At 47.0% G+C, this 873-nt stretch carries 1 protein-coding gene; it reads right to left on the reverse strand.

The features are described 5' to 3' along the window. On the reverse strand, positions 1-797 hold a 797-nt coding region (locus ACWPOD_RS23710), incomplete at its 3' end, for a flagellin (RefSeq protein WP_164667184.1). Positions 798-873 lie beyond the last annotated feature (76 nt).

Consider the following 873-nt stretch of genomic DNA (forward strand, 5'->3'; position numbering starts at 1 on the left):
AGCTCGCCAGATAGGCCGCCTGAAAACTCGACTTCGCCTTCGACTTTGTTGTTGCCAGCAAAGATTTGCAGTTTACCGTCTTGGTCTACTGAGGCTTTCACTAGGTCAGTTTGACCGTTAATGTAAGTCGCAAGCTCTTCGATATCGTCACCCGCTTTTGCACTGATGTTGATTTCTTGCTCTTGGCCGTAGCTATCCGTTAAGTTAATTTTTAGGTCGTTCTTACCTTCAGCAACGTTCCAGTCTTTACCTTTACCACTTTCAGCTTGGTAGCTCACACCGCCCATCATTTTGTTGTCTGAACGCATGTCTTTTAGCTCAAGCATCACGGCTTCACCGTTATCCGCACCGATTTGGAACGATTTCGCGCCGTGTGTGCCGTTTAGTAGCTTGTTACCACCGAAAGAAGTGGTTTCTGCGATACGGTTTAGTTCGTCATTTAGCGCGGTCACTTCTTCTTGAATCGCCACACGCTCTGATTTCGAGTTTGAACCGTTTGCTGATTGTAGAGACAAGTCACGCATACGTTGAAGAATGTTAGTGGTCTCGTTCATTGCACCTTCAGCGGTTTGTGCAATTGAGATACCGTCGTTCGCGTTGCGAACCGCCACATCCAGGCCACGGCTTTGTACGTTCAAACGGTTCGAGATTTGTAGACCCGCAGCGTCATCTTTTGCGCTGTTGATTTTGAAACCCGAAGACAAACGCTCCATAGAAGTTTGTTGAGCTGAGTTTGCGTTGTTTAGGTAACGCTGAGCGGTCATCGCTGATACGTTAGTGTTTACATTCACTGCCATGGTGATTTCTCCAATTGATTTTCCGGTATAGCGGTTTCCGACGTCTCGGAAAACCAAGTAGTTCTCTCAAAGTTAC

This window comes from Vibrio sp. JZG120 (assembly GCF_053890955.1).